Below are 12,143 nucleotides of genomic sequence, written 5' to 3' on the forward strand. Positions count from 1 at the left end.
AGTATCACAATCTTCATTTACACACGAACGCAAAAAAGGGGAGCCGTGGCTCCCCATAGAGGTAACAATTGAGATGACCTAGACCTTATTCGATACCTTCAATACGGTCTTCTACTTCTTGATACAGCTCACGTAGCCGATCCAAGTTTTCCTCGCTGGTTTCCCAGTAGCCGCGACCGTTAACTTCCAGAAGCGTACCCACCATCCGGCGGAACGAGTTCGGGTTCAGATTCATCAGGCGCTTACACATCTCCGCATCCTCGATGAAGGTTGTGTTTACGTCCTCATACACCCAGTTATCCACCGCGCCAGCCGTCGCCGACCAGCCCATTGTGTTCACCAGGCGCTTCGACAGTTCCCGCACACCCTCATAACCGTGGGAGAGCATCCCCTCATACCACTTGGGATTCAACAGCTTCGTCCGCGCATCCAAGCGAACCGTTTCCGATAGCGTCCGCACTTGGGCATTCGCTGTTGTCGTGTCTGCAATGTAAGAGGCCGGAGTTTTGCCGTCATCCCGTAGCTGAGACACCAGCTTTGTCGGGTCAGAGTCGAAATAGTGCGACACGTCCGTCAGCGAGATTTCCGAAGAATCCAGGTTTTGGAACGTAGCATCCGCCGTCTTCAGCGATGCTTCGAACAAGCCGCGTGACTCATCCATCACGCCCGGATTATCCGAATTGAAGGCAAACGACTTGCGCTTCAGATACATCTCCTGTAGTTCCGCCTCCTCTTCCCAAGAGCTGTTTTCCACCGCCAGATTGACGTTAGAGGAATAGGAACCGGATGCGTTAGAGAACACGCGGGTTGCCGCTTGGCGCAGATTGATGCCCAGCTCATCCGCCTGCTTCATGGCGTGCTTACGGACAAAGTTCATCTCCAGCGGCTCATCGGCTTCGGCAGCCATTTTCACACCTCGGTCAATCAGCGCCATCTGATTAATGAACAGATCACGGAACACACCCGAGCAGTTCACGACCACGTCGATTCGGGGACGGCCCAGTTCTTCCAGCGGAATCAGCTCCAGCTTGTTCACCCGCCCCAGGGAATCGGGCACCGGACGCACGCCGATGAACCAGAGGATTTGGGCTAGAGATTCGCCGTAGGTCTTGATGTTGTCCGTACCCCAGAGGACGCAGGCAATTGTTTCCGGCCAGCTGCCGCCGTTGTCCAGCTTTTGCCGCTCCAGTAGACGATCGACCACAACCTTAGCCGACTGCACCGCTGCGATCGTCGGAATCGACTGTGGGTCAAGCGCGTGGATATTCTTACCCGTGGGCAGCACATCCGGGTTGCGGATCGGGTCACCACCGGGGCCAGGTAGGACGTACTCGCCTTCCAACGCCTTCAGCAGCGCACCCAGTTCGTTATCGGCCACCACTTGCTCCAGGCAGAACTCTAGATACTCGAACAGAGGCTTTAATGCTTCCACGCTTACCTTGGTGTAGCCCAGATTGTGCAGCGCTTCCACCCAAGGCTCTTTGCGACCCATGTTGAAGAAATTGAGCTTGGCGACGCGAGACACGCGACCATCTGCATCGGCCTGCTCTTTTACCAGTGCCGAGACGGCAGCCCGTGATGCTTGGGTAATGTCATTGAGTAGCTGGACATCTTCAAGCACACCGCGATCGCTGTTTTTATAAACCTGATCAATGTCGCGACCTAAACTTTCGGCAATAATCCGCTGGAGGCTCTTAATGCCACCATCCTCAGGCCGATCTAGCCCCGCAATGTTGACCAGAGTTGCGATCGCTTCTTCGGCAGTAGGAGGCTTACCGATCACGTGCAGACCGCAGGGCAACAGACGCGACTCGATTTCCATCAGCTTGATGTAAACCTTACCGACAATATTGTCGCGCTGCTCGACGATTAGCTCACTGGCATCGACTTCTGGGAACTCGATATCCTTATCCAGATTGCAGATTTGCGCCTGAGTCACGATCGCGTTGACGATTTGCACCGCCCGCCCGCTTTCTTTCTGGCCCTGGTAGGAGCCGATTAGCTCGCTCAGTTCCTTCAAACCCTTGTACAGACCCGCATTTTCCGCTGGCGGAGTCAGATAGCTAATTGTGGCTGCATAGCTGCGCCGCTTAGCAATAGTTGCCTCGGAGGGGTTGTTAGCGGCGTAGTAGTAGAGGTTGGGAATGTGGCCGATCAGGTTGTCGGGATAGCAGTCGCCGGACATGCCCATCTGCTTACCCGGCATGAACTCCAGCGAGCCGTGCGTACCAAAGTGCAGTACCGCATCCGCCTTCCAGAGATGCTCTAGATAGGTGTAGTAAGCCGCGAAACCGTGGTGGGGGCTGGCCGAGCGGGAGAACAGCAGCCGCATCGGGTCACCTTCGTAACCAAACGTGGGCTGCACACCGATGAAGATGTTCCCAAACGACTTACCGTAGATCAGCATGTTCTGACCATCGGTATTCAGGTGTCCGGGCGGTGGCCCCCAGTTCTCTTCTAGCCGCTGGGAGTAAGGCGTAAGCTGCTCGTACTCCTGCACGGGCATCCGGTAGGCAATATTCAGTTCCGGACTCGCGTACTGAGCCTGTGCGTCGTGGATCACCTCTTGCATCAGCTGCTCAGGCGATTCTGGCAGATCCTGCACATCGTAGCCGTTGTTCTTCATCGCTTCCATCACTTTGTAGATGGAGCCGAACACATCCAGGTACGCTGCCGTACCGACGTTGCCCTTGTCCGGCGGGAAGCTGAAAACGGTGATGGCTAACCGCTTGTCAACCTTGGGCTTGCGGCGCAGACTGGCCCACTTCATCGCCCGCTGAGCGACAGCTTCGATCCGGTCTTGAAGTGCGATCGCACGTCCGGTCGCACCGTCACGACCGGAAAGGATAATCGGCTCAATCGCGCCATCCAGCTCAGGAATGGCGATTTGCAGCGCCACCTGGATCGGGTGCAGACCCAAATCGCTCGCTTCCCACTCTTCAGTGGTTTGGAACACGAGAGGCAAAGCCACCATGTAGGGACGATTCAGCCGCTTCAAAGACTCAATTGCCTTGGGATGATCCTGACGAGCGGGGCCACCGACGAGCGCAAATCCGGTCAGGGAAACCACTGCATCCACGACCGTTTTATTGGGATCAATTGGGTCGTAAAAATAGGCATCAACGGGTTTGGAGAAGTCTAAACCGCCTGCAAAGACGGGGATTACCCGTGCGCCCAGGCACTCTAGTTCCTGCACCATCGCCACATAGTGGGCATCGTCGCCTGTCACCAAGTGCGTCCGCTGCAAGACCAAGCCCACACAGGGAGCCAGCGGATCTTTCATGTCGGCTGAGAGATCGGGGCGGGAGTCGTACCAGTTGAAGTATTCCTTCAGATCCTCATACATGGTCGGTGCTAACGGGTGCCAAATGCCCATGTCGGGATAAGTGACAGGCTCAGCATACTTCACACCGTCTGCCCGCTCACCTTTGACCACATACCTATCAGCCAGCATCAGCAGGAAGTTCTCCAGGTTTTCCTGCGAACCACCCAGCCAGTACTGGAAGCTGAGCATAAAGTTGCGGGCATCCTGCGCCTTGTCCATCGGCAGGTACTTCAGCACCTTGGGCAGCGTCCGCAGCAGCTTCAGCATCGCGTCTTGGAAACCCGCACCGGAGTTTTCCTTCCGCTTCTTCATGAATGATGCGATCGCACTTTTAGACTGGCCCAACTGCGCCATCGAGAACGTGCCCATCTTATTCAAGCGCATCACCTGGGGCATAGACGGGAAGACAACCGCTACATCTAGATTGTCGCGATAGGGCGTAACGGCTTCTACCAGCTTGTCGGCCAAGTCTTCTAGGAAGATCAGCGACGCAATGAACACATTTGCCTCAGAGATATCTTTCTGGAACGCCTGATAGTTCTCTGGGTCACGAAGCTCTTCAATTAAGTAGCCACTCACTTCGAAAGCTAAGTGAGCGTTGTTGCGGTTGATCTCACGAACAGCGGCTGAGAGCGAGCTTTGGTACTGCGGCTCCAACACCACATAGACCACCTTGATGAGTCTGCGCGTACCGAGATCATCCGGCTTAATATGCCGTACGGTGGGCTTGACGTGGGTGAACATGCGGTTAAACTCCTTTGATGCGTGATGCCTGCGTTTTGATTAGAAATCGTATGATCGGATTTTGATATTAAGTAAACCCTGCATTCTGAGCCGCTAAGTCTGTAAATCACCCAGCAGCAAATCAGCCCGCAATCTTAGATCCTATCCCTTAGTTGAGAACCTTTGAGCAGGTTCTCGCTGACTGTTGCAGAACTGAAACAATCACTGAGGCTCTACCGACTAGGCGACCAGTTTCAACGCTCAAAATACGCAGATTTACGAGCGACTGAGTAAAAAGCACGGAGGCAAAGATGAGATTCTTTACCCGCTGTGAGCAAGGACTGAAACATCGCCATAGGAGTGTTTCTATCAAAAAATGCTCAATAGATAAGGGATTGCGGCCTTATCTGACACAATTTGATAACTATATTGAGATGTTTGTTTACAACCGTTGACAAAAATAAAAGTATTTACTCAGAAAATCTTAATCAAAGTTTACGTTTAGAGGATGAGGCGTGAGGAGAAGGAGTGAGGCGAAAGAAGTTGTAGGGTGTGTAGAGCGAAGCGAAACGCACCGATGAGGACTGTAAAGGGAGTCGATAGGCGTAACGAGATCACTCAATTACCCGTCCACCCGATCACCCATCCACCCCTAACTCATCTCGTCCCACTTCTAAGGACAGCTAAATATGGACATGCCTATTGATATCTTGATTCTCTCGAATGGCCCCGGTGAGGTGACGACTTGGGTGAAACCTGTGGTGCGATCGCTACGCCAAAAACTGGGCAATGACCATCAGCAAACCCGCATTTCCGTTGTGCTCTCGCCCTGCCCCAATGCCACCGGACAGGAAGGTGACATTGCTCGTAACTATGCCGAAGTGGATCGGGTGCAGGATGCCAAGGATTTCTTTCCGTTCTTGCTCTGGGGGCGGACGCAGGACGATTGGGACTGGCGCGATCGCGGAGTTGTCATTTTCCTGGGTGGCGATCAGCTTTTCCCCGTCATCATCGGCAAGCGTTTAGGTTACTCCACACTCATCTACGGCGAATGGGATACCCGCTGGCACCGCTGGGTCGATCAGTTCGCAGTGATGAAACCAGAGCTAATCAATCAAGCCAAACCCCAATACCGCCACAAATTCACTGTCATCGGCGATCTAATGGCTGACGTCACCGATACCCCCAATAATCCATCTACCCATTCACCCATCCACCCATCCACCCCATTGCCTCTCTCCCTCACCGACCAAACCGAACTCATCGGTCTCCTTCCCGGCTCCAAAGCTGCCAAACTGGCAATGGGCGTTCCATTTGTATGTGCGATCGCAGATCAAATCCACGCTGCTCGGCCCCAAACCCGATTTGTCATTCCCGTCGCACCTACCCTGAAGCTTGAGGAACTGGCTAAGTTCGCTGATGCTAGCCAAAATCCAATGGTGCAGCGCGTATCTGGTTCAGCAGCCCAACTGATTATTCCGAATGAACCCGACACATTACCTTACTTGAAGACAGAATCTGGCCTCAAGATCCATTTATGGACAGACTTTCCAGCCCACGCAGTTTTGTCTCACTGTAAGTTTTGCATTACAACCGTCGGCGCAAATACCGCAGAGTTGGGCGCTCTCGCTATGCCAATGATTGTGATTATCCCCACTCAGCAGCTTGACGCCATGCGAGCCTGGGACGGTATTCCTGGCATTTTGGCAAATCTACCGGGTGTCGGTACGCTGTTCGCCAAGTTAATTAATACGGTATTCCTGCGGAATTTGGGCAATCGCCTGTTGGCTTGGCCTAATATCTGGGCTGGACGCGAAATCGTGCCGGAACTAATTGGTCAACTACAACCTGCTGATATTGCCAAGATCGGCATCAACTGGCTCCAGCATCCAGAAACTCTTGCGCAAATTCGCAATGACTTACGCCAGGTACGCGGTGAATCCGGTGCGGCCCATCGGTTGGCGGAGCTGGTTATAAATGAAATGGTTTCGCCTGTTTATGCTGGCTTGAAGAAAAAGCCTAGAGTATAAACACCATTAAACCCTTGTGACGTTTGAACGTTTGGGCAGTAGAGATATCGGGCATCCTGTTTAAGAGGGTAATACTACGTAAAGTATTGGAAAGCTGTTCACGAGCCTGAGTTGCCATGACTATGCCTGGAAGTCCGTCATCAGATTGTTCATCAACGGTGCAGAGTGAGGATGGAAATCTAGAGTGCGATCGCACATCCTCGTCTACCCTCTCAAACAACCACGCAGCAATCCTACAGGGCATTTCTAAAATCACTCATCAACTGCTGACGGTGCGCGATGTTGACCAGGCCATGCAATGCGCGATCGCAACTCTAGGGCAAGCTTTTGATCTGGCGCAGGTTATCGTTTATCGGTTTAGCTCGGCAGTACAGACTCATGCAACCGTTGAGACCGCTGAATCTGAGCTAGATTTGGAGTGTTGTTGGCAGTGGCAAGCTGAGCACGGAGCGACGGACAGGAGCGAACAACCCGATGCCAGGTCTACTCTGCCACCTGTGTCTGGCTGGTATCCACAGCTCGCTCAGACCGAAATCGTTTGCTATGGCTGGAATCCGTCTGAGAACGCAATTCAATCTACTAATCAGGCCGGACAAGTCCAGAGTCAGCTGATTAGTCTGGTTCCTATTCAACGAAATCAGGAACTATGGGGTTTCCTACAGCTCATTGACGGGGCGGCTGAGCGGCAATGGTCAGAGGCTGAATTAACTGGACTGCACATCATCGCTGATAGTGTAGCTGCAGCTATTGAGCGCCATCAGATTGAGCGAGAGCGGCAGGAATCGCAGCAGTTTTTGCAGTTCGTCATCGACAACATTCCCCAGTTCATTTTTTGGAAAGATCAGCATTCGGTCTACCAGGGCTGTAATCGCCGCTGGGCCGAGATGACGGGGTTAGGCGCTCCCGAACAGGTTAAGGGCTGCACCGATGCCGAGATGCCGTGGACACCCGATCAGCGGGATTGGTATCTCAAGTGCGATCGCACAGTGTTGGAAACGGGCCAGCCTCTCCGCGATCTACGCCAGCCTCGACGCCAAGCGAATGGTGAAGTTCGCTGGCTCAAAACCAATAAAGTGCCACTCCGCGACGATGAAGGTAATATTACGGGCCTACTGGGACTGATTCAGGACATTACCGCCCAGGAGAATGCGGCAGCAACCATCCAGCGCAACAGTGAACAGTTCCGCACCCTGGTCGATAACATTCCGGGGGCTGTCTATCGCTGTTTATGCGATCGCAACTGGACGATGGAGTTCATGAGCAGTGCCACCTTCGATATTTCCGGCTATCCAGCCTCTGATTTTATTGATAATCAACTTCGCACCTGGGCCAGCGTCATCCATGCCGATGATCGAGTAGTGGTTGAGCAGAAGGTGGAACAGGCACTGCGATCGCGCCAGCCTTTTGTCTTGGAATATCGGGTGCTGCATCGGGATGGCAGTATTCGTTGGGTCTATGAAAAAGGACAGGGGATTTTTGATCGGCAGGGCAATCCCCATTGTCTGGACGGCGTCATTTTTGATATTACGCAACGCAAGCAAGCCGAGGAAGCCCTTCGACAGAGCGAAGCGACCAACCAGGCGCTAATTGATGCCATTCCCGACTTACTGATGCGGATGCGGGGGGATGGCACCTATATCGGAGCCGTCAATGGCGGCAATATTACGCTCTATGACCAGGAAGAAACCTTCAACGGCACGAGTATTTATGATGCCTTTCCCTACGATCAAGCCCAGCGCCGCATGATCTATGTCCATCAAGCGCTGCGAACCGGGGAACTACAGGTTTACGAGCAGCAAATTGAGGTCAAGGGTCAGCGACAGGATGAGGAAGTCCGGGTTGTACCGAGTGGGGACAATGAAGTCCTGATTATGGTGCGGGACATTACCGAGCGCAAACGGGCTGAAGCCAAACTCCAGCAGCTCAATGACGAACTGGAAGATATTGTCGAAGAGCGAACCGCCCAACTCAGTCGGACGATTCAAGACCTGCAAGCAGTCGAAACAGAACTGCGCCGCTCTCAGCAAAAGATGAATCTGCTGATTGAGCATACGCCGCTGGCGATGATTGAATGGTCGCCAGATGTCAAGGTGCTGTCGTGGAATCCAGCGGCAGAGAAGATTTTTGGCTACACGGCTGATGAAATCATGGGTCAGCATACTAGCGTGCTGTGTACCGACGATGTGAAACCCTACGTTGACCAAATTTGTAAGGATCTGATGACCCGCAAGGGCGGAACTCGCAGCACAAACCCCAACTTGACTAAAGATGGACGCATGATCATTTGCGAGTGGTATAACACGCCTCTGGTTGCGCCTGATGGCGAAATTATGGGTCTAGCGTCACTGGTTCTAGATGTGACAGAAGAGGTTAACGCGAAAGCTGAACTCCAGCGATCTCAGGATATGCTGCGTCTGGTGATCGACACGATTCCTCAGCAGGTTTTCTGGAAAGACCGCAACTGCATCTACTTGGGCTGCAATCTCCGGCAGGCTCAGGTGGCAGGACTCGAATCTCCCGCCGAAATTATCGGCAAATCTGATTATGAACTGCCGTGGAGTGGCGACGAAACCGAGTTTTACATCGAGTGCGATCGCAGAATTATGGAGGCCGACCAAGCAGAATACGGCATCATCGAATCGCAATCCCAGGCAGACGGTCAAGCCAAATGGCGCAGCACCACCAAAGTGCCTCTACATGATCCAGAGGGCAAAGTGGTGGGCATCCTGGGCATGGTGGAAGATATCTCTGACCGTAAAGAAGCTGAGGCGGCACTGGCGGAGAGTGAAGCTCAATATCGCAACCTGATCGAAACCGCCAATAGCATCATCATCCGCTGGGATAGAAAAGGCAAGATCAAGTTTATGAATGAATATGGTCATCGCTTCTTTGGCTATGAACCGGGTGAGCTAATTGATCAATATGGGCCGGGGACAATTGTGCCCAAAACTGAAACATCGGGTCGTGATCTAGAGCGGCTGATTGCGGATATCGTCAAGCATCCCGAACGCTATGCCTACAACGAAAATGAGAATATCCACAAAGACGGTTCGCGGGTGTGGGTGGCCTGGGCCAATCGCCCCATTCTGGATGAAAACGGTAACTTAGTGGAGCTGCTTTCGATTGGGAACGATGCCACTGAGCGCCGCCGCATGGAAGAAGCGCTGCGGGAAAGCGAACAGCGTTTTCGAGATGTCAGTGAAGCGGCAGGCGAATACCTTTGGGAGATGAGTCTGGACGGAAACTATACCTTTTTGACCGATCGAGTACAGGATGTGAAAGGCCACAGCGCCGCCGAACTCCTCGGTCATTCGCCCTTTGATTTTATGCCGCTAGAGGATGTTGACCAAGTCCAGAAAATTTTGGCTAAAGCGTCTGCCCAAAAGCGCAATTTCACCTTGGAGCATCGAGATATTACGCCCTCCGGTGAAATGGTGTGGGAGCGGGTGACGGGATTACCGCTCTTGGATGAAGACGGCAACATCATTGGTTTTCGCGGTACAGGACTCAGCATCACAAAACAAAAAGAAGCCGAGATTAAACTGCGGGAATCAGAAGCCCAACTGCGGCAGCAGGCACAAGAGCTGGAAGAAACGCTGCAAGAAGTGCGGCAAATGCAAATGCAGCTAGTGCAAAGCGAAAAGATGTCGAGCTTGGGTCAGCTGGTGGCCGGAGTTGCCCATGAAATCAACAACCCCGTCAGCTTTATCTACGGCAATTTGGGCTATGCCAGCGACTACATTAGCGACTTGATGCGAGTTCTTCAGCTCTATCAGCAGCACTATCCCCAACCGGCAGCAGAAATTGCCCAGGAAGCCGAAAATGTTGACCTCGATTTCTTGATGGAAGATTTGCCGCGCCTGCTGGATTCAATGAAAGTGGGGTCGGAGCGGATTAAGCAAATTGTTTTATCACTCCGAACATTTTCCCGCATGGATGAGGCGGAAAAGAAAGAGGTCGATATCCATGATGGTCTCGACAGCACGCTGATGATTCTGCAAAATCGGCTAAAGCCACGCCCGGATCGATCCGAAATTAAAATTGTGCGTCAGTACGGTGATATTCCCAAAGTGGACTGCTATGCTGGCCAGCTCAATCAGGTGTTTATGAATGTTCTAAGTAACGCGATTGACGCACTAGAAGAAGCCATCCAAAACGATAACCTGTCGGATCGGGCACCGATAATTCAGGTAACGACAACGTTAGTCAAAACAGCAGTGCGCGATCGCAACTTGCAAATCCAAATTACTGACAATGGCCCCGGCATTCCTGACCATATCAAACCGCGTCTATTCGATCCGTTCTACACCACAAAGCCCATTGGTAAAGGAACGGGGATGGGGTTATCGATTAGCTACCAAATCGTCACCGAGCGGCATAGCGGTACGCTCACCTGTGAGTCAACGCTGGGAGAAGGGACGACATTTTTGATTACGATTCCGTTGGGGGAACGTGAGGCGTGAGGCGTGAGGAATAAGGGGTGGATGGGTAGATGGGTGGATGGGTGGGAATGTGTAAATTTGGGTGAGGAACGGTAGGATTCGATTTTATCGGGGTTGTATTCGATTGCCGTCAGTAACAGTTTCGGGGTAGGCAATCACCGTATCACCTTCTGCTAGACCACTTGCGATCGCAACTTCAAAGGTGTTCCGTGCCGCCGTTGTCACAGGGGTTAGGTAGGCCCGATTATTCTCTACTGCAAAAACGCACGATCCGGTATCGCAGGGAAAGACGGCGCTAATCGGTACGGTCAGCGCATCATCGGTTTGATCAATCACGATTTGCGTTTCGACCCGATAGCCATCGCCCAGTGCGATCGCACGTTCTGAATCCACGAAATCGGCAATCACGTTTACCCGCTGTTCTTCAACGCCCAGGGCTGACACGTCGGTAAATGCAGACGGTTCTACATAGCGGACTTTGGCCAAGATTGTGTCGTCGCCGCCCCACTGGGATACCTGGATGGTGTCTCCTGGTTGAATCTTGACGGCATCGGTGGATAGAACATCAATAATCAGCTCCAAGTTGCTCGCGTCGCCGAGTTCAACTAGCTCCGTGCCTGCCGTCACATAGCGGGCACTCTTTTCGGGAATGCGGAGTACTCGACCACTGGCGGGAGCCTGAATCTCGGTACGATTAGCGTCATCGGCTAGGCGAGCCAGTTCGGCTTCGACCTGATTGATTTCCGCCTGGTAGACATCCAGCAAATAGTCTGGGTCTTGCTGCTCCGCCTGCAAAATCGCCAGGTCAGATTGAGCGGCATTCACAGATGCGATCGCACTTTCCACGTTCTGTCTCGCCACCGTCACCGCCTGTTCCCGCGATACCTCCGTCAGGCGAGCCGATTCTCGATCTTGCTCTGGGATCGCTCCCTGGGAGGCCAGCATATCGGCGCGATTGCGATCGCGTTGTGCCTGAGCCAGTTCAGCTTGTGCTTCGGCCAGCTCTGCCTCGGCCTGACGCTGGGCGGCTTGGGCCGACTGGATACGCGCCTGGGCCTGAGCCAACGCCTCGTTTTTGGGCCGCTGGGTGTCCACCCCGGCGATTTCCGCCCGCAGCGCCTCAATCCGCGCCTGCGCCTCCTGCACCTGGCTGGTGTAAGGGATAGGGTCAATCTGGGCAATCACGCTGCCCTGCTCCACCCCATCCCCCGCCGACAGGTCAATCCGCGCCAAGCGGCCATCCACCGGAGCCGCCACCACAAAGCGATCTTGCACCCGCGTCTTGCCTTCCGCATCCACCGTCACCTGCAAATCGCCCCGCTCCACGGTGACTAGATCGACCCGCACGGGCGCAGGCCGAAACGCCAGCGCAATCAGTCCCACTGCGCCTAATCCTCCCAGTGCATACAACCAGCGTCGGGAAAGCCTAAATTTCCGCTGCTGCACGGGAACCGAGCCATTCACGGCTTTCGTCCCGTTGTTCGTGTTCGGCGAATCAGATATCGCAACCTGCCGATTCGTCTCGTCCTGGACTGGCGTTTGACCATTGCCCAACCCCGTCTGTTGCGGCTCGGCAAACTGAGATGACTCCGTAGTATGACTGTCGTGAGGCATGATGGACTC

At 53.5% G+C, this 12,143-nt stretch carries 4 protein-coding genes; 2 read left to right on the forward strand and 2 right to left on the reverse strand.

Features of this window, described 5'->3' with window-relative positions; genetic code table 11:
- Positions 1-85: 85 nt before the first annotated feature.
- Positions 86-4,069, reverse strand: a complete 3,984-nt coding sequence (locus AC286M_RS24835) for a magnesium chelatase subunit H (RefSeq protein WP_488206926.1) — start codon at positions 4,067-4,069, stop codon at positions 86-88.
- 668 nt (positions 4,070-4,737) lie between these two features.
- Here AC286M_RS24835 and AC286M_RS24840 point away from each other — a divergent pair.
- Positions 4,738-6,078 carry a glycosyltransferase family protein gene (locus AC286M_RS24840; RefSeq protein ID WP_488206927.1) on the forward strand — a complete coding sequence of 447 codons (1,341 nt, stop codon included), beginning with the start codon at positions 4,738-4,740 and terminating at the stop codon, positions 6,076-6,078.
- A 116-nt stretch (positions 6,079-6,194) separates the two neighbouring features.
- Entirely contained in the window at positions 6,195-10,541 is a 4,347-nt protein-coding gene (locus AC286M_RS24845) for a PAS domain S-box protein (protein WP_488206928.1), read from the forward strand.
- Between the two features lie 84 nt (positions 10,542-10,625).
- Here AC286M_RS24845 and AC286M_RS24850 read toward each other — a convergent pair whose 3' ends face one another.
- Positions 10,626-12,134, reverse strand: coding sequence for an efflux RND transporter periplasmic adaptor subunit (locus AC286M_RS24850; protein WP_488206929.1), 1,509 nt, complete (start codon positions 12,132-12,134; stop codon positions 10,626-10,628).
- Between the last annotated feature and the right edge of the window lie 9 nt (positions 12,135-12,143).

The sequence above is a fragment of the Thainema salinarum CENA647 genome (genome assembly GCF_057732415.1).

Excerpts from the sequence above, each read along its gene's own strand:
- AC286M_RS24835 (WP_488206926.1), bottom strand. The coding sequence starts at position 4,069 with ATGTTCACCCACGTCAAGCCCACCGTACGGCATATTAAGCCGGATGAT.
- AC286M_RS24840 (WP_488206927.1), top strand. The coding sequence starts at position 4,738 with ATGGACATGCCTATTGATATCTTGATTCTCTCGAATGGCCCCGGTGAG.
- AC286M_RS24845 (WP_488206928.1), top strand. The coding sequence starts at position 6,195 with ATGACTATGCCTGGAAGTCCGTCATCAGATTGTTCATCAACGGTGCAG.
- AC286M_RS24850 (WP_488206929.1), bottom strand. The coding sequence starts at position 12,134 with ATGCCTCACGACAGTCATACTACGGAGTCATCTCAGTTTGCCGAGCCG.